Source organism: Bdellovibrio sp. CKG001 (assembly GCF_055397465.1).
The window spans coordinates 1,671,157-1,697,479 of sequence record NZ_AP029173.1 but is presented as its reverse complement, the minus strand read 5'-3'; the positions used below and the strand labels follow the sequence as shown (position 1 = coordinate 1,697,479).

At 50.3% G+C, this 26,323-nt stretch carries 18 protein-coding genes; 8 read left to right on the top strand and 10 right to left on the bottom strand.

Annotated features, from left to right (window positions below):
• Nucleotides 1-23 precede the first annotated feature (23 nt).
• Entirely contained in the window at nucleotides 24-383 is a 360-nt protein-coding gene (queD, locus tag ACZ50P_RS08165) for a 6-carboxytetrahydropterin synthase QueD (protein ID WP_464134956.1), read from the top strand.
• Between the two features lie 4 nt (nucleotides 384-387).
• On the opposite strand, the gene asd is transcribed toward queD, so the two are convergent.
• Entirely contained in the window at nucleotides 388-1,215 is an 828-nt protein-coding gene (asd, locus tag ACZ50P_RS08160; protein WP_464121048.1) for an archaetidylserine decarboxylase, read from the bottom strand.
• Nucleotides 1,216-1,330: 115 nt separating this feature from the next.
• On the opposite strand from asd, the gene ACZ50P_RS08155 reads away from it, so the two are divergent.
• Both ACZ50P_RS08155 and ACZ50P_RS08150 read left to right on the top strand, forming a co-directional pair.
• Complete coding sequence (locus tag ACZ50P_RS08155) at nucleotides 1,331-2,875, top strand: NAD(P)/FAD-dependent oxidoreductase (RefSeq protein WP_464121047.1); 1,545 nt, start codon at nucleotides 1,331-1,333, stop codon at nucleotides 2,873-2,875.
• Between the two features lie 246 nt (nucleotides 2,876-3,121).
• Nucleotides 3,122-4,807: a hypothetical protein gene (locus ACZ50P_RS08150; RefSeq protein ID WP_464134955.1), complete on the top strand. Its 1,686-nt coding sequence runs from the start codon at nucleotides 3,122-3,124 to the stop codon at nucleotides 4,805-4,807.
• Between the two features lie 220 nt (nucleotides 4,808-5,027).
• On the opposite strand, the gene icmF is transcribed toward ACZ50P_RS08150, so the two are convergent.
• The 3 genes from icmF to ACZ50P_RS08135 are packed head-to-tail and all read right to left on the bottom strand — an operon-like array spanning nucleotide 5,028 to nucleotide 9,953.
• Nucleotides 5,028-8,270 carry a fused isobutyryl-CoA mutase/GTPase IcmF gene (gene icmF, locus ACZ50P_RS08145; RefSeq protein ID WP_464134952.1) on the bottom strand — a complete coding sequence of 1,081 codons (3,243 nt, stop codon included), beginning with the start codon at nucleotides 8,268-8,270 and terminating at the stop codon, nucleotides 5,028-5,030.
• A gap of 5 nt (nucleotides 8,271-8,275) precedes the next feature.
• The gene (locus ACZ50P_RS08140; RefSeq protein ID WP_464134950.1) at nucleotides 8,276-9,073 is read right to left on the bottom strand and encodes an enoyl-CoA hydratase/isomerase family protein; all 798 of its coding nucleotides are present in this window, start codon (nucleotides 9,071-9,073) and stop codon (nucleotides 8,276-8,278) included.
• 19 nt (nucleotides 9,074-9,092) lie between these two features.
• Nucleotides 9,093-9,953: a 3-hydroxybutyryl-CoA dehydrogenase gene (locus ACZ50P_RS08135; RefSeq protein WP_464134949.1), complete on the bottom strand. Its 861-nt coding sequence runs from the start codon at nucleotides 9,951-9,953 to the stop codon at nucleotides 9,093-9,095.
• 126 nt (nucleotides 9,954-10,079) lie between these two features.
• On the opposite strand from ACZ50P_RS08135, the gene ACZ50P_RS08130 reads away from it, so the two are divergent.
• A complete protein-coding gene (locus tag ACZ50P_RS08130; RefSeq protein WP_464121042.1) occupies nucleotides 10,080-11,453 on the top strand; it encodes an SH3 domain-containing protein in 1,374 nt (457 codons plus the stop codon).
• A 55-nt stretch (nucleotides 11,454-11,508) separates the two neighbouring features.
• Here ACZ50P_RS08130 and ACZ50P_RS08125 read toward each other — a convergent pair whose 3' ends face one another.
• The 4 genes from ACZ50P_RS08125 to ACZ50P_RS08110 all read right to left on the bottom strand — a co-directional run bounded on the left by ACZ50P_RS08125 (nucleotide 11,509) and on the right by ACZ50P_RS08110 (nucleotide 16,931).
• On the bottom strand, nucleotides 11,509-12,246 hold the full coding sequence (locus ACZ50P_RS08125; RefSeq protein WP_464121041.1) for a lysophospholipid acyltransferase family protein: 738 nt from the start codon (nucleotides 12,244-12,246) through the stop codon (nucleotides 11,509-11,511).
• Nucleotides 12,247-12,248: 2 nt separating this feature from the next.
• The gene (locus ACZ50P_RS08120; protein WP_464121040.1) at nucleotides 12,249-13,346 is read right to left on the bottom strand and encodes a TIGR04552 family protein; all 1,098 of its coding nucleotides are present in this window, start codon (nucleotides 13,344-13,346) and stop codon (nucleotides 12,249-12,251) included.
• A gap of 44 nt (nucleotides 13,347-13,390) precedes the next feature.
• Complete coding sequence (locus ACZ50P_RS08115; protein ID WP_464121039.1) at nucleotides 13,391-14,059, bottom strand: hypothetical protein; 669 nt, start codon at nucleotides 14,057-14,059, stop codon at nucleotides 13,391-13,393.
• Nucleotides 14,060-14,261: 202 nt separating this feature from the next.
• Nucleotides 14,262-16,931: a zinc-dependent metalloprotease gene (locus ACZ50P_RS08110; protein WP_464134946.1), complete on the bottom strand. Its 2,670-nt coding sequence runs from the start codon at nucleotides 16,929-16,931 to the stop codon at nucleotides 14,262-14,264.
• Nucleotides 16,932-17,052: 121 nt separating this feature from the next.
• Here ACZ50P_RS08110 and ACZ50P_RS08105 point away from each other — a divergent pair, with 121 nt between their 5' ends.
• Complete coding sequence (locus ACZ50P_RS08105; protein ID WP_464134944.1) at nucleotides 17,053-18,414, top strand: peptide MFS transporter; 1,362 nt, start codon at nucleotides 17,053-17,055, stop codon at nucleotides 18,412-18,414.
• Nucleotides 18,415-18,489: 75 nt separating this feature from the next.
• Nucleotides 18,490-18,693: a CPXCG motif-containing cysteine-rich protein gene (locus tag ACZ50P_RS08100; protein WP_464134943.1), complete on the top strand. Its 204-nt coding sequence runs from the start codon at nucleotides 18,490-18,492 to the stop codon at nucleotides 18,691-18,693.
• 57 nt (nucleotides 18,694-18,750) lie between these two features.
• On the opposite strand, the gene ACZ50P_RS08095 is transcribed toward ACZ50P_RS08100, so the two are convergent.
• Both ACZ50P_RS08095 and ACZ50P_RS08090 read right to left on the bottom strand, forming a co-directional pair.
• Nucleotides 18,751-20,904, bottom strand: a complete 2,154-nt coding sequence (locus ACZ50P_RS08095) for a 3-hydroxyacyl-CoA dehydrogenase NAD-binding domain-containing protein (RefSeq protein ID WP_464134940.1) — start codon at nucleotides 20,902-20,904, stop codon at nucleotides 18,751-18,753.
• A gap of 239 nt (nucleotides 20,905-21,143) precedes the next feature.
• Nucleotides 21,144-22,487 carry a thiolase family protein gene (locus tag ACZ50P_RS08090; protein WP_464121034.1) on the bottom strand — a complete coding sequence of 448 codons (1,344 nt, stop codon included), beginning with the start codon at nucleotides 22,485-22,487 and terminating at the stop codon, nucleotides 21,144-21,146.
• A 390-nt stretch (nucleotides 22,488-22,877) separates the two neighbouring features.
• Here ACZ50P_RS08090 and ACZ50P_RS08085 point away from each other — a divergent pair, with 390 nt between their 5' ends.
• Together ACZ50P_RS08085 and chrA are read left to right on the top strand one after the other, a co-directional pair.
• Entirely contained in the window at nucleotides 22,878-25,208 is a 2,331-nt protein-coding gene (locus ACZ50P_RS08085; RefSeq protein WP_464134938.1) for an NADP-dependent malic enzyme, read from the top strand.
• Entirely contained in the window at nucleotides 25,195-26,322 is a 1,128-nt protein-coding gene (gene chrA, locus ACZ50P_RS08080; RefSeq protein ID WP_464134937.1) for a chromate efflux transporter, read from the top strand. Before ACZ50P_RS08085 ends, chrA begins: the two co-directional genes overlap by 14 nt.
• Nucleotide 26,323 lies beyond the last annotated feature (1 nt).

The following is a 26,323-nucleotide window of genomic DNA, read 5'->3' as shown; positions in this document are numbered from 1 at the left end:
CTCGGAATGACTATAGTAGTAGCATGAAATTCGAACTCAAGCAGCATTTTCAAATTGAATCCGCCCGATTCCTGCCTCACCTTCCAGCAAGTCATCCGTGTTCTCGCATGCATGGACATAGCTTTAAGCTGATCCTGACATTGGTGGGCGATTTAGACCCGCAAATTGGCTGGGTGATTGATTACAATGACATCCAGGCCGCGATGAAGCCTCTTTTAGAGCAGATTGACCATCGCGTTTTGAACGAAGTTCCAGGCCTTGAAAATCCCACGTCCGAACTCTTGGCAAAATGGCTTTATGACAAAGCCCGTTTGGTGCTGCCAACTTTGACGAAAGTCACAGTGGCAGAAACACCCCTGACAGAGTGTTCCTACCCGGCTTAGTTTCTTATGAAATCAGGCTGGCGTTCACGCGAACGGCCGGCCCCAGATTCAGATTCTTTTCATACTTCTGACGGAACGCCGGTGGATACAACATCACCACCGTGGATCCCATGCGGAACATGCCCAGTTCCGAGCCTTTATGAACCGGAATTTCCGGAGAATACTGTTTATGCTGGAAGATGTGCGGGCCTTTTTGATTGCCACGGATGGTCTCATCAAAACTCAAAACGATGTGCCCCACGTTGGTGGCCCCCACAAAGACAACACCCACCGGCCCCAGATCCGTTTGAATCTCGACCAGAACACGTTCGTTCACAGAGAACAAGTTCGGCACATTGGTGGTGCTCCACTCGTTCACCGGCCATAGCTCGCCTGGCATATAGCGAACATCGGTGATTTGCCCATCCACCGGGGAATGCACGCGGTGATAGTCTGTCGGGCAAAGATAGTAGGTCATAAAGAAGCCACCGGCCCATTTTTTTGAGCAGTCCGGATCTTGCGTGAACTCACTGAGTTTGTAGGTAAGCCCTTTTGCCTGAATCAGAGTGCCATCATCAATAGGCGCCGCTTGGGTGATTTTACTGTCGGCCGGGTGCACCGCCCAGGAAGACCCCACAGGTCGGATGCCCGCCTTCAAACGACGGACAAAGAACTCCCCAATGGAAGGATACTCGTAATAAGGCTTTTCCGCCTCGTTCAGGTCGATGTTGTACATCCACGCAAAGCCGCGGATGGACAGGCGAGCCCACAAAGAAGGCCCCTGCCAGTGCATGAAATAACCGATCCAGCGGCTGAGGCGACGTTTTGGAAGAATTCTTGTAATTGCTGACATAGAAATCTTTATATCTAAGACGGACCCCTTTGTCACCAAAAGGACTTTCAAGTATGATAGTTCTCAAAACACACCCCCTTTTGGTCCTTAACAGGGACCCGGAGTCCAAAGCAGCATGTCCAAGATTTTCCAGAATCTCGAAATTCCTATTGATCAAGACCTTGATGAAAAGCTCCAGTGGCTGATGCCAGAACACGGCCCCTATCGAATTCTGCGCCAAAGCGTCGATGCGCGTCGCTCACACTCCCCGCACTTTGTTTATACGATTGAAGTTGCGGAAAAAGGTGAAACCCTGTCTTTGCCCGAATTTAAAATGGAGCGCATTGAAAATCCCAAGGAAAAACCTTTGATTGTGGGCACCGGCCCGGCGGGTTTATTTGCAGCTTTGCGCTTTGTGGAACGTGGCGTGCCTTGTGTGTTGTTTGAGCGAGGTTCTGACAGTGGCGAGCGCATCAAAGGCATTAACCAGTACTGGCGCTACGGCAAGCTGGATCCACGCAACAACGTCTGCTTCGGCGAAGGTGGCGCTGGACTTTATTCTGATGGAAAATTGATCACCCGTATCAAGTCCCCGCATATTCCTTATGTCATGAACCGTTTGGTTCAGTTCGGGGCTCCTGAAGAAATTCAATGGCTGTCAAATCCTCACGTCGGATCTGACCGAATTCGTCGTGTGATCCCAAAACTGCGCGAGTTCCTGCGCGCCAATGGTTGCGAAATTCATTTTAACACCCAGGTCACTGAAGTCTTGCTGGAAGGAAAACAGGTCGTGGGTGTGCGCACAGAGCACGGAACTGAATTCCGCTCACCTCATGTGGTTATGGCTACAGGGCACTCGGCCGAAGATATGATCAATCACTTGCGCGACATCGGCGTCAAACTTGATGGCAAGTCATTTGCCATGGGTCTTCGTGTGGAGCATTCTCAGGCGGCGATCAATAAGATTCAGTATCGTCAGTTTTCAGAACACCCGAAACTGGGTGCTGCCAACTATAAGCTGGCCCATCACGACAACAAGTCTGGCATTGGGGTTTACTCTTTCTGCATGTGCCCGGGCGGCTATGTTCTGTCTTCAGGCACCGAAGCTGATGGGATCGTCTGCAATGGAATGAGCAATTACAACCGCAACTCGCCTTTTGCCAATGCCGCGATTGTGGTCAGTATTGATCACGACAAAAATTTCGGCGACGACGTCTTTGGTGGCATGAAAATGCGTCGCGAGCTGGAAACCCGCGCTTATCAGGCGGTTGTGAAGGCCGGAGGCACACGCGAACTTCCTGCACAGAATCTTTTGGACTTCCTGTATGGAACCAACAGCAAGACTGGCCCACGTCCTTTGCGTGCGGGTTCATCCCCGTCGGGAGCCTTGAATGTCCGTCTGGACGAACTTCTTCCTAAAAACATGCGCGATCGTCTGCGCGAAGGTTTTGAAAAATTCCAAAGCAGCATGAAGGGCTTCTTGGTAGAGGACGCGCAAGTCTATGGCGTCGAGTCCCGCACAAGCTGCCCGGTTCGTGTCACCCGCGACGATGAAACTCTGGAAAGTGTTTCCCACAAAGGACTGTACCCCGCAGGTGAAGGTGCCGGCTACGCCGGAGGAATCACTTCCGCCGCCTGCGACGGAGTCCGCATAGCCGAAAAAATCATCGCCCAACTCTAGGAAAAGGTGCCTGGTTAGGAAAAGGTGCCTGGTTGTTTTTTCTGGCTACAGCGCAGCAGTACTATATATATTCAATAAAAAGCCCACAGCCCTCAAACTGTGGGCTCTTTTTTTCGAACACTCCTACTGATGCATTGTAGCCAGAAAAACCGGGTGGGCCCTTCTGCGGAGGTGTGCCCGGCAGTCACCTTTTGTCTTGGCGTGGTGCTTGCAAATACCCTCTTCGTCGAAAATGAAGGGGGATTCATGACACTCAAACCACTAATCGGAGCCATTGTGACTCTGATGATCGGAGCTTCGGCGTCTGCGGCTCCGCAAGAAACCAAGCAAACCGTACTGACCCGTACCACTCAATCCGGAAACATTATCAGAGGCGAACTTTCTGCCAACGTGTACAAACAAGAGCCCTATCAGGCCAACTACACCGAGCAAGTTCCTTATCAGGCTGAAGAAACTTACTACGTCGATGTTCCCTATCAAGCCCAAGAAACCTACACAGTTGATGTTCCTTACCAAACCACCGAAACCTACTACGAAAACGTTCCTTACACGGAACGCGTGTCCTACACCGACTATGAAGAATACTGGGATACGGAATATCAATGTCGCAACGTCACCAAGTATCGTCAGGAATGTTCCAACGAACGTCTTTGCGAACCCGGTGGCCGCACCTGCCAACCCATCACCGAATGTGGCACCAATGCTCGCGGTGAACGCATCTGCAAAACGCGCAACGAGTGCACCGAAGGGCCTCGCGTCTGCCGTGATGTTCCAAGCTGCCGTCAGGTTCCCTACACCGACCGCGAATGCAGCCACGAACGTGTTCGCAAAACTCGTCCTGTAACCCGCTACCGCGAAGAAACCCACTATAGACAAGAACTGCGCACACGCACCGTGACCAAATATCGTCAGGAAACCAGAACTCGCACAGTGACCAAGTATCGCTCTGAGGCCCGCACTCGCACAGTCACAAAGTACCGTGAAGAAACACGTTGCTGCGTCACTAAATATCGTGAGGTGTTCGATCATCAGTACACTCAACCAGTGTCTGTGATCTTCCCGCAAGAGGCAGCTTTGCTGGCTGATGAGTCTGAGAAAATCAAACTTGTTCTGAATGGCACAGAAGCCAAACCGGAAGTTCAAGTGACTGTACAGTCTGAGATCTTCACTTATGTTGTGGCTGAATCCAGACAAGAAGGCCGGGAGAAAGTCTTCGTGATGAAAACAACTCCGAAGTGGAATGATGCCAACGCAGGCACCGCAACTGTTTCTGGCCTGAAGCTTCAGTTCAATAAGGGGCAAGGCCAGATTACTTTCAAAGAAACAATCGGTTCTGCGCGAATGACTACTGTTTATACAGTAGTCATTCGTGATCAACAAAGCCAGGCCGTGGTCTTTGAACAGCGTGCGGAAAACACGACTGCCAAGATCGTGACAATTGCGACTCCGGGCCTGGCTCGTGAAGGTCAATACAGCATCCTGCTGCGTGTAGAACGCCATGGTGTCAACGTGGCTTCCGGCGCCTTGAGCTTTGAGCAAACGGCCGTCTATGAAAAGAAAGACCTGGACCAGGACGAAATACAGAACCTGAAGAATGCGTCTCAGGTGCAGATCCTGCGTATTGAAGGCACCGGGGCTGAGCGTGTGGTGATCATCCGCGATCAGACTCCAGCGATGGAAGAAGTTCAGTCCCAGTACAAACTTGTTGTTTGGAAAAAACTGTCGAATGGCAAGATTGAATGGTTGGGAGAGAAAAACTTCACTCGTGAAGCCATCACTTTGGCGGGTGACGAGCTGGGGATCGCCCTCAAAGCGATCAATCTGAACCCGTCGTCTTCCACAAAACTGTACATGGACCTTGTGGTTCGTCGTGACAGTGCCCAATACCTGGGTGGTCAGAAAGTTCAATTTATCGTGAATAAAACCTTCTAACGGTCCTGAAGGTTACGGCCCCGTTCCTCCACCTATAGGAGCGGGGCCGTTTTTATTTTTGAAACACTACTATGAGACTTCTCCTCGCAGCGGGAAACCCTCCCCAAAGTCTCCCCAAGAAGCATAAAAACAAAGGGAGCCCGACTCACCATCAGACTCCCCATCTCTCCTCAAAACACCTAACGCACTATTGCCAGAAAAAACAACCAGGCACCTTTTACTAGAGGTTGCGGCGGTATTGGCCGCCCACTTCATACAACGCCTGGGTCATTTGATACAAGCTGCAATGTCTTGCCGCTGTCATCAATGCCGCGAAGATGTTGCCCCCATTCAAGACTGTGTTCTTGAGGTTCTGCAGTTCTTTTTCGCCTTCGGTAGCATGGCTGTTCTGGAACTTGTGAACATTGTCCAACTGGGCGTTCTTTTCTTCGTAAGAAGCACGTGCCAGTTCAATCTTCGGTGGCACATAGTCTGCTGCCATCGTTTTTGGATCGATGAACGTGTTCACACCGATGATCGGCAAAGTGCCGTCATGCTTCAGTCTTTCATAGTACAAAGACTCTTCCTGGATTTTAGAACGCTGGTACTGAGTTTCCATCGCGCCCAAAACGCCGCCACGCTCGTTGATCTTCTTGAATTCATTCAAGACCGCTTCTTCAACCAAGTCGGTCAGCTCATCAATGAAGAAAGAACCCTGCATTGGGTTTTCATTCATCGTCATGCCGAACTCGCGGTTGATGATCAACTGAATCGCCATCGCACGACGAACGGATTCTTCCGTCGGCGTGGTGATCGCCTCATCGTAAGCATTGGTATGCAAGCTGTTGCAATTGTCATAAAGAGCAATCAAAGCCTGCAGTGTTGTTCTGATATCGTTAAAGTCAATTTCCTGAGCATGCAAAGAACGCCCGGAAGTCTGGATGTGGTATTTTAACTTCTGAGAGCGATCATTGCCCTTATAAAGATCACGCATCGCCACGGCCCAAATACGGCGGGCCACACGTCCCAGAACAGAATACTCCGGATCCAGACCATTACTGAAGAAGAACGAAAGATTCGGAGCAAAGTCGTCCACTTTCAAGCCACGCGCCAAATAGTATTCAACAAAGGTGAAACCATTGGAAAGTGTAAAGGCCAACTGAGAGATCGGATTCGCACCGGCCTCGGCAATATGGTAGCCCGAAATACTGACAGAGTAGAAGTTACGGATTTTACTCTTAACAAAGTATTCCTGGATATCACCCATCATCTTCAGGGCAAAGTTGATAGAGAAGATGCAAGTGTTCTGACCCTGGTCTTCCTTCAAGATGTCAGCCTGAACTGTACCGCGCACCTGTTGCAGCGTCCATGTCGCCAGATCATTCCATTCTTCCTGAGAAAGTTTGCGACCCAGTTCTTTTTCTTTCTTTTCCACCTGCTGATCAATCGCGGTGTTGAAATAGAAGGCCAGAATCATCGGAGCAGGACCATTGATGGTCATGCTCACAGAGGTATTTGGATTGATCAGATCAAAGCCTGCATAAAGCTTTTTCATGTCATCCAATGTACAGATGCTGACACCCGACTCTCCCACTTTACCGAAGATATCCGGACGCTGATCAGGATCCTGACCGTACAACGTCACAGAGTCAAAGGCCGTGGAAAGACGATGAGCTGTTTCACCTTTGGTCAGGTAATGGAAACGACGATTGGTTCTTTCCGGCGTGCCTTCCCCGGCAAACATACGCTTGGGATCTTCGTCGGCACGCTTCAGCTGGAACACACCTGCCGTGTACGGGAACTCACCAGGAACGTTTTCCAGTTTCAAATAACGGAAACGATCGCCCCAGTCTTTAAACTTAGGCACCACCACACGACGGATTTTTGTTCCCGACAAGGATTCGCGCACCAAGGGCTGACGAATTTCTTTGTCGCGAACTTTGAACACCAGTTCGTCGCCGGAATAGGTTTCGATCAGACCTTCATAGTTTTTAAGCTGATCGATTTCTTCCTGTGTGAACTCGGCTGACAACTCCGCCTCGACCTTTTTCACCGTCTCTGGGTCTGTCCCCAAAAGAGGAGCCACTTTTTGCAAGCCGCCCAATTGGGACGCTTTTTCGGCCAAAATTTCCGTGCGTTTTTTGTATTTGTGAATTGTGGAGGTGATTTCCGCCAGATAGTTCTGGCGATCTGCCGGAATAATCACATGTTCTTCCGCAGACAGGATGTTTTCCTTGTACTTGCTGTCGATCACCCACTGACCGGGTTGTTTTTCGTTTAAGATATCAGCCAGTTTAAAGAACAACTTGTTCACGCCGCCATCATTGAACTGAGATGCCTGAGTCAGGAACACCGGCACCTGAACTTTTTCATCAAAGATTTTTCGCGAGCGTTTGTATTGTTTCGTCACATCACGAAGAGCATCCAAAGCCCCACGACGGTCGGCCTTGTTCACCGCCACCAGGTCAGCAAAGTCAATCATGTCGATTTTTTCAAGCTGAGACTGCGCACCGAAGTCCGACGTCATCACATACATAGACATGTCGCTGACTTCCGTAATCGCCATATTGCCCTGACCGATACCGGAGGTTTCCGCGATGATAAAATCAAAATCCAACTGACGGATGAACTTCAAGATATCCGGCAAAGAGGAGGCAATTTCACGTCCCGAACCACGGGAAGCCACAGAGCGCATGTAAACGTGGTTGCGGGACAAAGAGTTCATACGAATACGGTCGCCCAACAAGGAACCGCCCGTTTTGCGCTTGGACGGATCCACGCACACCACGGCAATCTTCTTGTCTGGATAAGCGTTCAGATAACGCTGAACCATTTCATCAATCAAAGAGGACTTCCCCGCCCCACCCGTTCCGGTGATCCCCAAAACCAGCGGCTGGCGGTCTTTGGCTTTAAAAGACTCCAGACCGAAATTACTCAAGGAAGAATCCTTGTGACCATTTTCGATCGCCGTCAAAGCCACACCCAATTCCACAGAAGGAATGGAGTCGCCTTTGAAGATATTCTTTTTGGTTTTAAATTCTTTTTGTTTTGCCAGAATGTCGAAGTCACAACCTTCCACGATCATCTGGATCATGCCTTCCAGACCCAAACGACGTCCGTCGTCCGGGTGGAAGATTTGAGCAATGCCGTAAGCCTCAAGCTCTTTTTTTTCGTCATGGACGATCACACCGCCGCCACCGCCGTAAATACGAACATAACCAGCCCCGGCTTCATCCAGAAGGTCCTTCATGTACTTGAAGTACTCCATGTGGCCCCCTTGATAGGAGCTGATGCAGACGCCCTGAGCGCCTTCCTGCAGAACAGCCTTGACGACGTCACTCACTGAGCGATTGTGCCCCAGGTGAATGACCTCCGCGCCCATGTCCTGAAGGATTCTGCGCATGATGTTGATACTAGCGTCGTGGCCGTCAAACAAAGCGGCGGCAGTTACGATACGGATCGGATTCTTCGGTGTGTATGCCATGTGTCTTATCGACCTTTAAATTCAGCTTTACGTTTCTCAATGAAGGCGCTTGTGCCTTCTTTCACATCTTCAGAAGAGAAGAGCTCAGCAAAGATTCTTGCTTCGTTCTTTTGCGCCTCTTCCACGTCCATGTCCCAGGCCTGATTGATAGAGAACTTCGCAGAACCCACGGCAATCGGCGCCTTTGACAAAATCGCTTCGACCGTTTTCATCACGGTGTTCATCAGCTCTGCCTGTGGAACAACTTTATTCACCAGACCCAAGGCTTGAGCTTCCGCCGCATTGATCATGCCGCCTGTATAGGTCAGCTCACGGGCGCGACGCTGACCGATGGCACGAGCCATGCGCACAGTCCCGCCAAAGCCCGGGATCAATCCCAAGGAAACTTCCGGCAAACCAAACTTGGCATTTTCAGAGGCATAGATAAAATCACACCCCAAAGCCAGTTCACAGCCGCCCCCCAGGGCAAAGCCATTCACTGCCGCAATAACAGGGATTTTCAACAACGTCAGTTCATGGAAAATGCTTTGACCGCGTTCAGCGAAAGTCAGCGCTTTTTCTTCATCCAGCGCATTGATTTCTTTGATATCCGCACCAGCCACGAACGCTTTTTCACCGCTACCTGTGATGATCAGCGCGCGCGCATCGGAATAGTCCATCTCACCGATTTGACGAAGGGCTTCGCCCATTTCATTCAAAACCGTGGAGTTCAAGGCGTTCAAAGCTTCCGGGCGATGAATCGTCAGAAGCCAGACAGCGTTGCTTTTTTGTTCAAGTTTAATTGTGCTAAAAGAGAAATCCATTATCAGTCCTTGCTAAAAATTACTTCGCAGAATAGTCGTAGAAGCCACGACCTGATTTGCGACCCAACCAACCCGCTTCAACGTATTTAACCAATAGCGGGCATGGACGGTATTTGGAATCACCCAGACCTTCATGCAACACGTTCATGATCGCAAGACAAGTGTCCAAACCGATAAAGTCTGCCAAAGTCAAAGGACCCATTGGCTGATTGGTTCCCAACTTCATCGCGTTGTCGATCGCCTCAACAGAAGCAATACCTTCATGAAGTGTGTAAACAGCTTCGTTGATCATTGGCATCAGGATGCGGTTGACGATAAAGCCTGGCATGTCTTTCACGGACTCAACAAAAACTTTGTCCATTTTTTCCGCCAGAGCTTTCACTGTCTTGAAGGTTTCATCAGAAGTTTGCAAGCCACGAATGCCTTCCACCAGCTTCATCAAAGGCACCGGATTCATAAAGTGCATACCTGCCACTTTTGTTGGACGTTTGGTCACGCCTGCAATTTTTGTGATGGAGATGGAGGATGTGTTAGACACCAACAGCGCTTCTGGTTTTACGATTGCATCCAGATCTTTGAAGATTTTAAGCTTCAAATCGACGTTTTCAGTCGCGGCTTCGATCACGATATCGCAATCCTTTAGGCCAGCAGTTTCCTGGACAGTTTTAATACGTCCCAAAAGAGTTGTTTTATCAGCTTCGGTCATGGCGTTTTTCTTAATCAGGCGATCACAGCTGCCAGAGATCGTGGCCATGCCTTTTTCCAAAGCCGCCCCACTGACATCCATCATCACGACATTGAAACCGAACTGAGCCGCCACCTGAGCAATCCCATTACCCATTTGACCCGCACCAACAACACCAATAGATTTAATCTCCATAAAAACCTCACTCTGCGTTATAAAAACAAAAACCAACCCCGAATTCGTACTTCACTTTGGTCCTGACGTCAAAAGTTCTCACTTCTGGTCTTGAGAGGACGTCCTTCGCCCCCTCACAATAGAGAAATGCGTTCAGTCTTAAGCCTGTCCCTGTCGATCATTTTTGCCTCCTCCAGCACTTTTGCGGCTTTAGCCACCGACGCTACGTCGGCCGTCTCTTTTTACCGCAACAAAAACAGCGCCTTTCCCTCTGGCCAGGTGAGTCGAAGCTCTCTGGAAAAAGCCCTGATTCGTTCGGAGATGGACGCTTCTTTCAAGGTCGCCTGGGATCACAAAGAATACACCATGACGGGGGATCGCATTCTGCGCGACATCCAGGTCGCCCGCTTTGTCGACACGCGCTACCCGATCAACCTGCTAAGCCTGAATCGCAGTGATGCCTCGATCGTCAAAGGGGTGCCTGGAAAGTACACACTGGAAGTTCTGGAGTGTGATGACTACTGGGCGCGAGTGCGCGATAAGAAAACCAACTCGGAAGGCTGGGTGGCATTGCAGCACCTGACTTCACGCCATGACGATGCCGGTGTTTATGTCAATCTGATCGACACCTACATTCGGGCACAACCTTCCAGCGACAGCAAAGTGCTGACCACCCTGCCCCGTCTGCAACGAGTGACTCCGCTGCTGACCAACGATGGTTTCCTGCGCATTCGCTATAAAAATCACATCGGGTATGTCGATATCACCCATTTTGTGAACCGCGCGGATTTTGCCACTTTGGCTTACCATCCTAAGAAAAACTGGATCACGGTGGCCTTTCGCAATAACAACAAAATCCTGACCAAAAAAGGTGAAAACGTTCCCATGAGCGAAATCCTGGGCTACGTCACAAGCCCTGTGCGTGGAGTCGTTGTGCGCCCGGATTCTGCATCCTACGGCCCGCCTCTGCGCGCCCGTGTGGAGATTCAAAAACCGGAAGCTCATATCTGGGGAGTCAGTCGCATCGACGGTCACGGCGAAGTCTGGTGGAAAAAAACTGACCTGCTTTTGCCAGAGGTAAAACAAGAATCTGCCTCCAACATTCTGACCGAAACGCTTTTGAAAAGAGAAATCTATTCCATCGCCTTTGAAAGCAAAACCTCTGTTCGGGGACTGGTTTCTTCAGAAGGCGTCTACCGCACTGACGACGGCCTGACCTGGACCGCCATCCCGCAATTTGGAAAGCAAAATTATCCCGTCAGCATCCACCCTAGCGGCGTATGGTTCGTCGGGTCCTTCAAAAGCACCAATCAGGGAAAAAGCTTTGAACCCTTCATCCGCTGGGACAAACTGGCGCAAGCCATTGAGTCAGCGTATCACCGCAACCCCAAGATTCTGCGTCTGACCCAGATTGAGTCCTTGCCTAACTCACAAATTCAGATTCATGTGGATACCGGAAGTGCGCGCGTGAAACTGCGCAGCTCGTTGGAAGGCAACACCTGGAATGTCGTTCGCAACTAAGCTCTTCAGCAGAGCTTAGTTCCACGCCCCCGCACACCTGTTCTTCACAAGCCTCTTAGAAATTATCCACGGCGAAGTACGGTTCCATGACTTTTCGAACCTTTTCCTGCAACAGCGGACGCTGATCCAAAGTGTATCCTTCCGGACTGATGGGAGGCAAAACCTCCAAAGTGATTGTGCGACTCCATACGCCCCAGTTCGGAAGGAAAGAGCCTTTGGGCATAATCGCCGCCGCCCCTTTGACAATGACTGGAACGATGGGGGCTTTCGCGTTAATGGCAAAGATAAACGGACCCGATTTAAAGGAGCCCAGCGTCTCGGTCTCTTGGCGTGTGCCTTCTGGTGCCAAAGCAAAGCGTTCGCCCGCACGAATGCGCGCTTCCGCCGCCTGATAAACTTTAAAGACCTCGTCCCGGCGATTGCGCGCAATAGGCAGGATGCCCGCTCGTCTCATCCCGGCACCAAAAACAGGAATCTTGAACAGCTCAATTTTAGCACCAAAACGGAAGCTTCCCAACCAGCCATTCATCGCAAAAATATCAAAAAAACTGGTGTGATTAAAGACGTACAAAAATCCACCTTCCGGGCGATTTTCTAGGCCTTTCACGACCACTTTCACACCAAACATGCGACAGCAGTTGCGAGTCCAAAATTCCACAATGTGATCTTCAATCTTGCGATTATTAAACAGGATATTGACGATCACCATGGCCCCTGCGCACAACACCGTGTGAATAGGCAACAACACCACGCCGATCAATGAACGAGGATAAGACAACAGCTTTAAAAACATAATCAGCTCGGGTCCGGGAAAAGACGTTTACGGGCCGCCGTACGCTGACGCTCTTTATAGGCCTGATGTTCTGAAGGCCCGGACAAGATGCGCTCGTGAGCGGCGTGATCCATGATCTGCACCTCAAACGGATAGAAGAAGCTAAAGGCCTCTTTGCCACCCTGTGGTTTGATATGAATCAGTTTACGGGAAATAAATTTAATAAAACGGTAGTCCTCGCCCGAGAAGAAATTTTCTTTGCGCAAGAACTTCACGTTGTCGCCTTCCTCCTGAAGTTTCTGATCAAAGGCCTCTTGAATGCTTTTTTCATCCAGAGTGTCCAATCGATGGGAAAGATCATCACAAACCTTCATGAAAAGACTGACGGGATACAGATTGTTGGAGCTCTGATCCGGCATGATGTGCGGGAAGCTGATCACATCTTCCTTCACCAGAAAACGCACGACCTGGAAGGTATCAAACAAATTACGGGTCACAAAACGGACCCCGAGCTTATCAAAGATCTTCATCGCCAAAGCATCCGGCTTGGCCAGAAGTTTGATCACCGTACTGGAAGAGGTTTTAAAAGGCTTTACTTCAAAACCCAAAAGCTCAATCGGATCCAGGTGGTCCCCCGGACTCTTCAGGAAAGTGCGATGCGTGTTGCCGTCATGCAGAATACAATCCTGAAACGGCGTCAGAATCTGGGACTGAATTTCCTCGGCAAAAGAACTGAACAGATCATTTTCAGCGTGCACAAAAACGTGCATGCAGCGAATGATCGCGCAGGCCCAGCGTTGCAGGGTTTGTTCTTCCGGGTTCTGAGAGCTGGCATAGATTAACAGTTGGCGAATATCACCCAGCTGTTTACGGTCGCGAAAGACCTCCGGAAGCTCGGCCTCCTGAAAACCCAACTTTTCCAACATCAACACCAGGGCGCGGCGATGGTAGTACCAAAGCTTTTCCTCATCGGTTTGTTGGTTCAAATCAAAGCCATAGCTTAACAAAAAGGAACTGGCAGCCTCGAGAGAATGAATATTCAGCCTTGGAATATCAATGGCTGAATGTCCTCCGACAACGGAGTCCAGTATAGATGAGTCGAAAATGAAACGTTGAGGCATCCCCCTATCTTAAACTCGACAGGGGGCGAGGCAAGACGCGCCGCTTATTGCGTAATCAAAGAGCAAGAGTACAGGCGGAAGGAACCCAGAGTCCCGCTGGCTGGAGAGTATCCGCTCACGGCCGTATAGTTCTGATAGTACACAGTACCCTGCGCGATGCTGTTGTCATAAGAACCTTGGAAAATGATCTCACCATAACCGTCTCTGAACTTGACCTGGAATTGACGCGTATTGCGATCAATCATGCCTTCAGAGGCTGCGTTGAACTGAACCACATAAGGTTCAATCACCTGACCGTTGTAAACCTGTTTGGCGTAAGAATCGAAGATCTTGATTGTCACATTCGAGCTGCCAGCCACAATGTTCCCTGTGCTATCGAAGCGGAAGGTCGCAAAAAGATCGATTCCTGTTTTGTCGTAGATGTTACCGCTGATGGAACCTAGATTTTGCGGATCCAAAGTCGCGGAAACAAAGCTTTTCACTTGCTGTTCAAAAGTGGAAGCAGCGTAAGGGTCAAAGATCTTACCTGCGGTGCTGGTGTTGCAGGAGCCATTAGGCGCAGTCGTCGTACCACCTTGTGATACTCCGCCTGTGGCTGCTCCGCGACCTGCTACTCGGATGGCGCTTCCGTCTTTCTTGGCACAGGCACTGAGAGAAAGAACCGCCAAAAGCAGCACACCCAGCATTTTGTTTTTAAAGAAAGAGTTAGTCATAATCGCCTCCTGCCTATCACTAAGGCAAGAGCCGGGCCAGGTGTGCCAGGCTTAAATTTGAGATGGCGCCGCACCTTCGTTTCACGCTGAAACGAATAACACCCCTGGGCCACTTCTGGGAATCAGTCGCCTAAACTTTAAACAACAAAGGCATGGCCCAAAGAACCATGCCTTCAATGAATCTCAAATTGAAACAGTTAAACTATTGCACGGCTTTTAAAGCCGTCAGCACTGTGATTTCCGATCTCAACCAAGCTGCCGCCCCGGAATCCACCAAGCCCGCCTGCAACAAGCGCAAAGCCAGCGTGGAGGGGTCCGCTTCCGTGACTATATTTAAGGATGGATCAATGTCCGCCAGAAGCTCATTGATCTTGTTTTCTTGCTCCGCCTTGGCCTGAGCCACCTTCAAAGTCATATTAAATCGCAGACCCTTTGAAGATAAGAGTTTGGCAAAGACCGCTTTTTCTTCTCCGTTGAGGTAATAATAAGGCAAGACCACCTGTTGAGCCAAACCGGCCCCCACGCGCACTGACACCGTCCCCGTTGTCGCAGAAACCAGATCCAGATAAAGCTGCGCCAAGGACTCCACATCGGACTCAGTCAGAACATTCTCTGCCAACAACGATGTCATCAGAGCTTCTTTGCCGGATTCATCTTCCACTTTCTCATTCAAACGAGGCAAAATGGCAGCAGCCGCACTGAGCAGAACTTTTTCGTTAGGCATCTTTAACGATTCCATAAAGCGCACGATCTTGCGCTGTTGCTCCGGGGTCAAAGCATACTCACGCCCCGCCAGAGTCTTACCAGAGGCCAGGTAAGAACTGTTCTTCAGCGCCGCAATCTGACGATCCAACCAGTCTATATTGATCTGCCCCTCTTCGTTGCGCAGAAGACCGTTCAACAGGGCCGCATAACCACCGGCGGCCTGCAAGGACCGCTGACGATCCGCCTTGAAGGTCTGATCCATGCCAAAGCGCGCGTAAATAACCTGACCGTTTTTTACTCCCGTCAAGGAAGCAAAAGACGCTGCCGGCGCCCCATTTTTTGTGCTGTCGAACAAAGCCTGAGCAACAAACGACATGTCTATGTTCGCCTTGGACCATTTCACCGTATCTTTTAAAACCGCATCCAGATCATTGACAACATCAGGCTGATCACCCGGTAGCAGGCGTCCCATGATTGACGCAAACAGGACATTCACCAAACCATCCCGTTCATCAAGGCCATCAAGATACTTTCGCTGCAAAGGATTGCTCCCGGCATCAAATCGTTCACACCCGTAAATTTGCAATCCTTGAGAATTGGCAACTGCAATGTCGTCATCTGTACAATAGCGCGAGATCTTTTCATCCAAAGCCGCATCATCTTCAGCATAAGCCCAATCCATGGCCATCTTATCATAAGCCAAAGGGGCATGTTTCAAACGTGCTGACATCAGGACATCATCAATGCCACTGACATAGTCCATGATACTTGTCGTGGTCTCAAGCCCCTGGTGAGCCAGATCCTTCAGATAGGTTTTTGCTGCTTCATAGATCTCTGAAGTGGACACTTTCGCCGAAGAAGAACCCGCAAAATTATGACGAAGACCCAAAGCATGACCCAGTTCGTGGGCTACGGTCGAACGCACACTGTCTTGGGCCAGACGCAGACGTTGAGAATCACTGGCTTCGCGAGCCAGCTTGTTGAGAGCCAGTAGGGATTGCGAAAGGTCACAGGCCACGGCCCCTGCCGCAACCACGGGAATATCACCATTCAGCTTCACCAGATCCGCAGACCCCACACGCGTGAAGACGGACGGCATAAAGACCTGAGCGCGCAGAAGCTCGCCGGTCAAAGGATCCGATTGACCGATGGCGTAGGCCGCACCGGAATCCAGCCAAGGGATCCAGCGCAACATGATCGTGCGGTCTTTCGGTGCGGAATGGGCGGGCACTTTGGTTTCCACCTGGATCACATCCCGGCCAAACACTTTATTCCAGTACAGCGCCCCTTCAATCACCGCCTGCTCGTAATCAGCAGGAACGGCATCAGAAATACGCACAACAATGGGGCCCTTTTGTGAAGACAGGTCCCACTTGGTGATCAAGTTTGTCATCTCTTTGCTGTAACCAGGTTTTGCCACCTTCGTCACAAAGAAACCTACGCGACGGGATTTGTCGTATTCTTTCTTTTTAAAGTTGTCGCCCAGATCATAGGTGCGAATCTGAATATTCATGTTGATGGTTTCTTCGCGTGCTTCCCCGTTTAAGCTCTTATCAGAGTTCATGCGCATCACATCGCTGCGCACCTTGGAAAGCTGGGTGAGTTCGATGTTCTTTTCATCGTACTTGATGCCCGTCACGAAGGAATCAATCACCGGCAAAGAGCTTAAAGAACTTTCAGTCAGGTCCACATTGCCACGAGGGGCATCCACATCATAAGAACGCTGAAGGACAAAGGTTTTTAATCCTTGCCCCCAATCAAAGGTCACAGAACTTTCGTCTTCCGTGATCACATCAAAGCTCTGGATCAAGTTCACAGTGCGGATTTCTTCATAGATGCTGTTATAGTTTTCACCAATCAGCGCAATTTTTTTGCCGGACTTCTCAAAACTGACAACCAGCGGCTTCAGGTCATACCACTGAGGTGTCGAGCCTGAAGTGATACCGGAGGCGATCAAAAGAAAGACCTTCCCCAAAGCGTCTTTTTGGATTTTGATGCAAGAGGCTTTATCGCAAAGATCCTGCACGGTCGGTTGACTGAAGGACTGCATCACATTCGTGGGAGCCTGCTTTTCACGGATGATCTCTTTTTCGGTTTTCGTACAAGCGGAAATCGCCAAAGTAGAAATCAAGGCGCTGACAACCATGATGTGCTTATTAAATGTCATGAAGGACCCTCCCGCGAACATACAATTTGAGTGCTTTTATGCCAAACTCTTGCCAAGATCAAAAGGCATCTGAAAAAAAGAAAATTTGCAATGTTCATAACTTAGACAACGAGGACCCATCATGAACGCCACTGCTGAAAAGAACTTCTTCGGTCATCCGCGAGGACTTTTTACACTGTTTTTCACAGAAATGTGGGAAAGATTCTCATACTACGGGATGCGCGTTCTTCTAGTGCTTTATATGACTCAATACCTTTTCATTCAGGCTCAGGAAGGCAAAACTATTTGGGGGTATGAAACAATCAAAGCCATCCATGAGTACTTCTTCGGCACACTATCCCATCAGGCTCTGTCCTCGCAGATCTATGGCCTTTACACAGGCTTTGTTTATTTTACACCCTTCTTTGGGGGAATTATCGCCGACCGCTTCATCGGCCAGCGCCGCTCTGTCTATATCGGCGGCTTTCTGATGGCCATTGGCCACTTCCTGATGGCGGTGGAAAGCCTGTTTTTCCCAGCCCTGCTATTCCTGATTGTGGGTAACGGCTTCTTCAAACCCAACATCTCCACGCAAGTTGGTGGCTTATATGCCCAAGGTGATACCCGCCGCGATGGCGCCTACACGATCTTCTATATGGGGATCAATCTGGGAGCGATTCTTTCCCCTTTGATCTGCGGCACTTTGGGGCAAAAAGTGGGATGGCACTGGGGCTTTGGCGCTGCCGGGGTGGGAATGCTGCTGTCTCTGGCCATTTATCACCTGGGTGGAAAGCACCTGCCTGAGACAGAACACAAAGTCTCCATCAAAGAAGTAGAGGCCGCATCTCACAAACCCCTGACCAAAGAGGAATGGACTCGCACCTGGGCCCTGACCTTCCTGTGCATGGTGACGATCTTCTTCTGGGGAGTTTACGAGCAACAGGGTAACACATTGCAATTGTGGTCCGACCAAAATACGGACTGGGTGTTCTTCGGCTGGGAAATCCCGTCGACCTGGTATCAGTCCTTCAATCCGATCGTGATCGTCCTTTTTGCTCCACTGCTGGATCGTGTCTGGGCATGGCAAGCCCGCCACAAAAACGCCCCTTCCACAGTCACCAAGATGGCCCTGGGATGCGCCATTGGTGCTCTGGCCTTGGGAGTGATGTACATCGCGGCTCAAGTGGTGGGAACAGGACAAGGATCTGTGTTATGGCTGTTCGGTTCCACCTTCCTGCTGACGATGGCAGAACTGTATATTTCTCCAATTGGGCTTTCCTTGGTGACCAAGGTCTCCCCGGCTAAAATCGTGTCCATGATGATGGGAGTCTGGTTCCTGTCGTCGTTCTTCGGAAACTATGTCGCAGGCTACATCGGGATGTACTACGAACAGATGGGGAAAGATCACTTTTTCCTGCTTCTGGCGGGCTTGAGCCTGGTTCCTGCGATCTTGTTCTTCCTCTGTCACAAATTCCTGACCCAAGCTTTGGGGAAAGAAGTCTAGATTTGTATTTACACAAAGCCGCTTGAAGTCCTCACCCGACGTCGGAAAATGAAAGGGAGGACTTCAGGAGGTTTTATGGAATATAAAGTCATCTGCCCCTATTGCAGAGAGAAGTTCTGGATGACCATCTATCGCGAGGACGGCGAAGATCAGGAGTTCATTTACGACTGTGAGGTGTGCTGTCACCCCATCGCCCTGCACGCTCACTGGGACCAGTCTCAGTTTCGATTCAAACTCAATGTCGGTCGCGGCAGTGGGTATGACGAAATGCCCATATAAAAAAACCGGACTCCATTGTTGGAGCCCGGCCTTCGCAGATCTCTTCTTTTAAAAAATCTATTTATAGAACTTGCTGTTGGCTTTGGCCATGTTTGTCAGCGGTGTCGCCGGCTTCAAACGAGCCGCCTTGCGACTGGAAGCATACATTGCCAACTGATCAGCCACATACTGACTTCCGATGCTATCAGCGTATTTCAGCAGTCCCCCACGGAATGGTGGGAAGCCCGTACCCATGATCATCGCCAGGTCCACTTCATGCGGAGTTTCAACGATGCGATCCTCGATCAAAGCCAAAGAACACTCGTTGACCATGGCAAACACACCGCGCTCGATGCACTCTTTAGAGTCATAAGGATTGGTCGGCTGACCCAGGCCCAGAGCTGCATAAACAGTCTGATCAACTGCACCACGCTTTCCGTCTTCAGTGTATGTATAGAAACCTTTGCCGTTCTTGCGACCCAGGCGACCGGAGTTCCCCAGAGCTTCCATGCAAGGCGCAAGTTCAATGCGTTCGCCGAAAGCTTTTTTGAAGATTTTCAGAACCTTCAAGCACACATCCAATCCCACTTCGTCCATCAATTCAAATGGACCCATCGGCATACCGAATTCTTTCACATAAACCTTGTCCACGAATTCAATGCTCATGCCTTCTTGAAGCAGGAACGCCGCTTCACCCATGTACGGCAAAAGCAGGCGATTCACCAGGAAGCCCGGGCCGTCTTTTACAACGACTGGCATTTTACCCATTTTTTTGGACAGCTCGTAGATTGTCGCAATGGTTTCATCAGATGTTTTTTCCCCACGAATGACTTCAATCAAAGGCATCTTGTTCACCGGATTGAAGAAGTGCATCCCGGCGAAGTATTCAGGACGCGGATGACCTTTGGCCATCTCTGTCACAGACAAGGAGCTGGTGTTGGTCGCAATGATCGCGTCAGGGCGCATTTGACCTGCACACTCACCGATGACTTTTTGTTTGATACCCATGTCTTCAACGATGGCTTCCACCACCACATCCAGATTCTTGAAGCCGGAATAATCCGTCGTCACAGACACCATGTCCATTTTTTGCTGGAACTGATACTTGTCGATGGATTTTCTTTTCACCAGCTTCATCCAAAGATCGCTGGCGTGTTTAAGACCTTTCCCCAAAGCATCGGTGTTTAAATCCTTCATGCGAACCTGGATGCCCTTGTCGGCCGCCACGTAGGCGATACCGCCCCCCATGGTGCCCGCCCCCAAAACACCCAAACCTTTCACTTCTCGAGGTTTCACATCGACACCAGGAACACCGTTTTGCTTTTTCACCATCTCGGTCAAATAGAAAACGTGGATCAGATTTTTAGAAATATCAGTCACGCCCAACTTACAGAAACCTTCACGTTCAATACGCAAAGCCGCTTCACGATCAGACATGCCGTAAGTTTTTTGAATCACTTCCAAGGCCTGAAGTGGCGCTGGGTAGTGGCCTTTGGTTGCCTTCAAAACACCTTCACGGGCTTTTTTAAAGACAATTCCACGCCCCAAGGCACTTTCAAGAATGCTGTTCACAGCTCCCTTGGGCTGGTACTTTTTACGACGCTTTTTCCCGCCATCGGCAATAATCTCTTTCGCCCATTTCAAAGAGAAGGACTCCAGCAAATTGGCGTGAACCATCTTATCGACCAGGCCGATTTTCAAAGCCTTCTTGGCACTCACAGACTTCCCGGCCAGGATGATATCCAATGCCGCCTGCAAACCAATCACGCGAGGCATGCGCACGCAGCCACCGAAACCAGGCAAGATGCCCAATTGAATTTCCGGCAATCCAATCTTCGTGGAAGAATCCTCAGAAGCAATACGATAGTCACAAGCCAAAATGAACTCACAACCACCACCCATGCAGGCACCATTCACAGCCGCAATCGTCGGCATGGGCAGGTCTTCCACCATGCTGATAACTTCCTGCCCACCTTTAACCGCAGCTTCGAATTCCTCAGCCTTGGTCATACTTTTGATTTCTTCGATATCCGCACCCGCAATAAAAATCTTAGGCTTATTGGATTTAAAAATAACCGCCTTGTATGAGGACTTCTTCAACTCCTCAACAACTTCCTTAAGGCGCATCATCACGGGCGTGGAGAACTTATTAACTTTCTCCCCGACCAGATCAAACTCAACAACAGCAACCTCACCCTGAGGAACAATTTTAATACTTTCCTGAATCGACATTCTGAAAACTCCTAAGTTGCAAATCTAAAAACATTCTAAATCTAAAACACCAACCATCAGTCCTTGCGAACTTTGCGAAAGAAGCTCTCCCGAAGCCCTTGGGACAGAGCCTGGATCTGTGCTCAGAGGCAAGTTCCGCAGCAGCTCATCCCAAAGGGAAGGCGTCCGCGAGGACTGTCCGAAGCCTATGAGCGCAGAGCCGGGCTCTGTCCCAAGGGCTTCGGCCCCGAGAGCTTCTTTTAGCCCTCGTTCTCAAGGATCATGGATCCGCCTTGACCACCACCAATACACAAAGTCGCCAAACCAAACTGCGTATTTCGGCGTTTCATTTCTTTGGCCAAAGTCAGAACAATACGAGTTCCCGTCGCGCCCACGGGGTGACCAAGTGCAATCGCTCCACCGTTGACATTTAGAATCTCATCACGGATTTCCCCGACTTTGGAAGACAATCCCAGTTTTTCCTGAGCAAATTTGTCAGAATCAAATGCCTTTTGGCAGGACAGAACTTGTGCGGCGAAGGCTTCATTCAGCTCCACCAGGCCGATATCCTTCATCGTCAATCCCGCACGTTTCAACGCCACAGGTGAAGAGTACACCGGGCCCAAGCCCATGCGTTCTGGCTCCAGTCCGGCAAATCCATAAGAGCGGATGGTTGCCAGCGGCTTATAACCCAAAGCTTCGGCCTTTTCACGGGACATCAAAAGCACCATCGCCGCCCCGTCAGTGATCGGGCAGGAATTTCCGGCTGTGATGGAGCCTGTCGCCTTATCGAAGAATGGTTTCAATTTCGCCAAAGCCTCAAGCGTCTGACTTTCACGAGGCCCGATATCCTCAGAGATTACTTCTTTATATTCAGGAGCCAGATAAACCGGAGCAATCTCTTCACGCATGCGGCCCTCTTTCATGGCTTTGGACGCCAGCAAGTGAGAACGCAGAGCAAACTTGTCTTGAGTTTCTCTGGAAAGACCCCATTCTTTCGCCAGAATTTCGGCTGTCTGACCCATGTTGATACCGACGAAAGGATCTGTCAGACCCATCATCACAGAGATCACCGGGAAGTATTCATCTTTCATGTTTCCAGAAAGCAAAGCCTTGATCTGTTTCATATCGGCTTTAAACAGGGACCACAAAAGAGGCAGGGCCTGCTTCGGGCCTTTTGCCGCAAACAACTTTTCAAAAATTTCCTGGAACTTCTTCGGAGGAAGAGTTGGCATCTGAGACATATTCTCCGTACCCCCGGCAACAATCACATCCATGGTACCGGATTTGATTTTTTCATAGCCGTTGGAAATGGATTCCAACGCGGAAGCACAGTTGCGGTGCACAGTGTAAGCGGACGTCTTCAAAGGGATGCCGGCATTCAACGCCACCACGCGAGAGATATTGACTGCATCGGCAGGATTACCCGTGTTGCCAATGATCACTTCATCCACAAGATTCACATCCAGATTTGTATTGGCGATCACTTGTTTCAGTGCAACTTTACCCAGCTCTGCCGGGTGGACTTTCTTAAGTTTTGTTCCCGCTTTTGCGAAAGGTGTACGCAGACCTTCTACAAGAACAACATCACGTGGTGATTTCATCAACTGACTCCTTAGTTGTATAACCCATTAAAATGATATGTCTTTTCGGCAGTTCCACCAAATAGTAAAAGGGGCCCATCTGGGTCGGAGCCCGAAGCAAAACTCTGCAGACTATTGGTCTAGGCACGGGAAAGGCGCGTCCCTGCGGGCTTTTCGGTCAGAACTAGAAATTCTGCTCTAAAAGCGAGCACTTTTCGCTCTGATAGATTTTTTTTTACGAACAAGGCTCGCTGCGCCAATCAGCCCATTCATTGACCCACCTAGCCCCCCTCGGTAGAGTAAAGGCACTTGTAACTGGACTCCCCCTAACCCATTGAAATGGGTCGCAAAATCCTTCTCTGTGGGAGCCCGGCAACTGTCCCGACAAACGGGCAAGAAAAAGGAGCATCCTTGGAAACGAAAAACGATATCAAAACCGGCACGACGAACTTCGATCAAGAAGCTTTGGCCTATCACCAGAAGGGCAAACCGGGGAAAATTGAGGTGATCTCATCCAAGCCCTGTGCGACGGAAAAAGATCTTTCTTTGGCGTATTCCCCGGGCGTGGCCGCTCCCTGCAAGGCTATCGCAAAAGATCCTTACAAAGTTTATGATTACACCTCAAAAGGCAATCTGGTGGCGGTAATCTCCAACGGGACTGCTGTTCTGGGTCTTGGCAACATCGGCCCTGCTGCCGGAAAACCGGTGATGGAAGGCAAGGGCATCTTGTTCAAACAATTTGCCGGCATTGATGTTTTCGATATCGAAGTGGCAGCGACAGATGTGGATGTCTTCTGTAATGCCGTTCGTGTTTTGGAACCCACTTTCGGTGGTATCAATCTGGAAGATATCAAAGCTCCCGAGTGCTTTGAAATTGAAGAGCGCCTGAAAAAAGAAATGAACATCCCTGTCTTCCATGACGATCAGCACGGAACCGCGATTGTTTCCGGGGCAGCGCTGTTAAATGCCTGCGCGATTACAAATCGCAAAATGGAAGACATTCGTATCGTCGTCAATGGGGCCGGTGCTTCTGCGAATTCTTGCGCGCGCATTTTCATCGCCTTGGGCGCACGTCGTGAAAATATCATCATGTGCGACTCTCAAGGGGTGATCTACAAAGGCCGCACGGCGGGCATGAACAAGTACAAGGAGTTCTTCGCAGCGGAAACTGAAGTGCGCACACTTTCCGAGGCCTTGCGCGGTGCTGACGTGTTTGTCGGCCTTTCCGTGGCGGGTGCCCTAACTCCGGAAATGCTGAAGGATATGGCCAAAGATCCTATCATCTTTGCCATGGCCAACCCAGAGCCGGAAATCACTCCAGACAAAGCCCGCGCAGCCCGTCCGGATGCCATTATAGCCACGGGCCGTTCGGACTATCCGAACCAGGTGAACAATGTTCTTGGCTTCCCGTCCATTTTCCGTGGGGCCTTGGATACGCGTTCCACCCAGATCAATGAAGAGATGAAGCTCGCCGCAGTTCATGCTTTGGCAAAACTGGCGCGCGAAGATGTGCCGGACAAAGTTTCTGCCACTTACGGCGGCAAAAGCTTTAAGTTCGGTCGCGACTATCTGATCCCAAAACCGTTCGATACACGTGTGCTTTTGCGTGTGGCTCCGGAAGTGGCGAAAGCGGCGATGAAGTCCGGCGTGGCGACGCGTGCAATTGAAGACTGGGATTCTTACCTTGAAACCTTGGAGGCTTTGCAAGGTCCATCCAAAGTTTTCATCCGCTCTGCGATCAACCGCGTGCACCAGAACGCTGATGCCAACGGCGGCGAACTGCCACGCATCGTCTTCCCGGAAGGCACCAGCACCAAAGTTTTAAAGGCGCTGGCCACTTTGGTTGAAGAACGAATCTGTCAGCCGATTCTTTTGGGCTATCCAGACCGCGTGAAAGAAAAAATCAACGCTTTGGATGTTCCACTGCTGAAAGATGTGACGATCATCCACCCGTCTTCTTATCCGAAGTATTATTCCTACGTAGAGAAGCTTTATTCTTTGAGACAGCGTAAAGGTGTCAACCTGAGTGAAGCCGAACGACTGATGGCGGACCCTAATCACTTTGCTGCCATGATGGTTCGCATGGGCGATGCTGACGGCATGGTTAGTGGCGCTTCCATCAACTATGCAGATGCAGTTCGTCCCATCCTGCAATCCATTGGCACTTACAAAGACGGTGTTCCGGCGGGCTTGAACTTTGTTCTTTTGGAAGACAAGTTCCTGGTTCTGGCAGACACGACCGTGAACTTCAACCCGTCAGCTGAACAGTGTGCGCAGATTGCCTTGCAGGCTGCACGCATTGTGGAATACTTCGGCATCCAGCCGCGGGTTGCGATGTTGAGCTACTCTAACTTTAGCGGCGCTGACGGCACACCTAAGAAAATGAAACGTGCGGCGGAACTTGTGCGTGAAATCCGCCCGGACCTTATGGTTGAAGGTGATATGCAAGCCGACACAGCCGTGAATCCTGAGATCATGGAAAGACTGTTCCCGTTCTCAGGCCTGAAAGGTGGCGCGAACGTGCTGGTGTTCCCGAATCTGGAATCAGCCAACATTACTTACAAACTGATCCAGCAGGTTGGAAAAGTGGAAGTGATCGGACCTTTCCTGACGGGCATTCGCAGATCCGCCAACGTTCTGCAAAGAACGACGACCGTGGATGGCATCGTAAACTCCGTGGTCTTCACCGCATTGGAAGCGCAGTTCATCAAGGAAGTTCTGAAGAACCGTGAAAAGAAATAGTCAGACCGGCTCTGCATCAGAGCTTGCCGGACTTTTTCTGAAGTTGGGGGCCACCTCTTTTGGCGGCCCCGCAGCTCATATTTCTATGATGGAAGAAGAGTTTGTTCACCGCAGGCAGTGGATCTCGCGTGAGGACTTTTTAAAACTGCTGGCGCTGGCCAATCTGATCCCCGGTCCGAACTCTACCGAACTTGCCATTCATATCGGCTATCGCCGTGCTGGCTGGAGGGGATTCTGGATTGCCGGTGTCTGTTTTATTCTGCCCGCCTTCTTGATTGTTCTGACCTTGGCGCACTTTTACAGTCTTTATGCAAAACTCCCTGAAACAGAATCCTTCCTACTGGGAGCTAAGGCGGTCATCCTGGCCATCATCCTTCAGGCTCTGGGACGATTTGCCCTGAACCTTTTTGACAAAAGAACCTACCGCGAACTTCTTCACTTTAAAGATTTAAAAACAAGAGCCTCCCTTTTTATGGCGTCCGCCGTGGGCTTGACCGTGGCAATGCACCAGCGCGGCACTTCTGAAATTCCGCTGCTTTTTGTCGGGGGCGCGCTGGCGTGGCTGATTCTTTCTCCGGAAAAACGGCTGTGGAATCTGGCTCCACTTTTTTGGGTGTTCTTTAAAATCGGATCCGTTCTTTTTGGCAGCGGCTATGTCCTGCTCAGCTTTTTGCAAACAGAACTTTTAGAAAAGCGCGGCTGGATCACACAAACCCAACTGCTGGATGCCGTGGCCGTCGGCCAATTCACGCCGGGTCCGGTCTTCACCACAGCCACCTTCATAGGCTACCTGGTGCAAGGCCTTTGGGGCGCCGTTGTTGCCACTTTGGGCATTTTCCTTCCGGCCTTTGGATTCGTGGCTCTTAGCATCGTTCTGCATCGTCGTCTGGAAAGTTCCGACTGGCTTCAACGTTTTTTAAAAGGCGTGGTGGCCGTGTCCGTGGGGCTTCTGATTTCGGTCTTTATTTCCCTGGCTGCGGGGACACTCACCGGATTTTTCAGCTGGACCTTATTCTTGCTAAGTCTGCTTTTGCTGGCTCGGCGCCTTCCCAGTGCGGCTCTGATTCTTGGGGGCGGCCTGCTTTCGTTGTTAGTACAAAATTTAACTTTGTGAG

Coding starts and splice junctions, on each gene's coding strand:
- icmF (WP_464134952.1), bottom strand. CDS start 8,270: ATGGCATACACACCGAAGAATCCGATCCGTATCGTAACTGCCGCCGCT.
- ACZ50P_RS08120 (WP_464121040.1), bottom strand. CDS start 13,346: ATGCCTCAACGTTTCATTTTCGACTCATCTATACTGGACTCCGTTGTC.
- ACZ50P_RS08095 (WP_464134940.1), bottom strand. CDS start 20,904: ATGTCGATTCAGGAAAGTATTAAAATTGTTCCTCAGGGTGAGGTTGCT.
- ACZ50P_RS08130 (WP_464121042.1), top strand. CDS start 10,080: ATGCGTTCAGTCTTAAGCCTGTCCCTGTCGATCATTTTTGCCTCCTCC.
- ACZ50P_RS08110 (WP_464134946.1), bottom strand. CDS start 16,931: ATGACATTTAATAAGCACATCATGGTTGTCAGCGCCTTGATTTCTACT.
- ACZ50P_RS08125 (WP_464121041.1), bottom strand. CDS start 12,246: ATGTTTTTAAAGCTGTTGTCTTATCCTCGTTCATTGATCGGCGTGGTG.
- asd (WP_464121048.1), bottom strand. CDS start 1,215: ATGTCAGCAATTACAAGAATTCTTCCAAAACGTCGCCTCAGCCGCTGG.
- ACZ50P_RS08115 (WP_464121039.1), bottom strand. CDS start 14,059: ATGACTAACTCTTTCTTTAAAAACAAAATGCTGGGTGTGCTGCTTTTG.
- ACZ50P_RS08150 (WP_464134955.1), top strand. CDS start 3,122: ATGACACTCAAACCACTAATCGGAGCCATTGTGACTCTGATGATCGGA.
- ACZ50P_RS08155 (WP_464121047.1), top strand. CDS start 1,331: ATGTCCAAGATTTTCCAGAATCTCGAAATTCCTATTGATCAAGACCTT.
- ACZ50P_RS08135 (WP_464134949.1), bottom strand. CDS start 9,953: ATGGAGATTAAATCTATTGGTGTTGTTGGTGCGGGTCAAATGGGTAAT.
- ACZ50P_RS08100 (WP_464134943.1), top strand. CDS start 18,490: ATGGAATATAAAGTCATCTGCCCCTATTGCAGAGAGAAGTTCTGGATG.
- ACZ50P_RS08105 (WP_464134944.1), top strand. CDS start 17,053: ATGAACGCCACTGCTGAAAAGAACTTCTTCGGTCATCCGCGAGGACTT.
- ACZ50P_RS08140 (WP_464134950.1), bottom strand. CDS start 9,073: ATGGATTTCTCTTTTAGCACAATTAAACTTGAACAAAAAAGCAACGCT.
- queD (WP_464134956.1), top strand. CDS start 24: ATGAAATTCGAACTCAAGCAGCATTTTCAAATTGAATCCGCCCGATTC.
- ACZ50P_RS08090 (WP_464121034.1), bottom strand. CDS start 22,487: ATGAAATCACCACGTGATGTTGTTCTTGTAGAAGGTCTGCGTACACCT.